Below are 215 nucleotides of genomic sequence, written 5' to 3'. Positions count from 1 at the left end.
TTGTTGTTTTATGACGGGCATAAAAAAATCAGCAATAAGCTGATTTATTATTTGATTTACTTGTTAAGTAAGTGGTGGCTAAACCAAGAGTTGAACTTGGGACCCCATCATTATGAGTGATGTGCTCTAACCAGCTGAGCTATTTAGCCATTCCTAACTTTACAGTGTAACCTTTGCTGCCGAGGCGTTTTATAAACGACATAAAAAAACCAGCA

General features: G+C 37.2%; 1 tRNA gene. It reads right to left on the bottom strand.

Annotation, left to right across the window (positions count from 1 at the left end):
• Window positions 1-72: 72 nt before the first annotated feature.
• Window positions 73-149 (bottom strand) — tRNA-Met (locus tag CXF72_RS00630).
• Between the last annotated feature and the right edge of the window lie 66 nt (window positions 150-215).

Source organism: Psychromonas sp. MB-3u-54 (assembly GCF_002836415.1).
In the GTDB taxonomy this organism is placed as follows: domain Bacteria; phylum Pseudomonadota; class Gammaproteobacteria; order Enterobacterales; family Psychromonadaceae; genus Psychromonas.
This window is presented reverse-complemented; position numbering and strand designations above follow the sequence as displayed.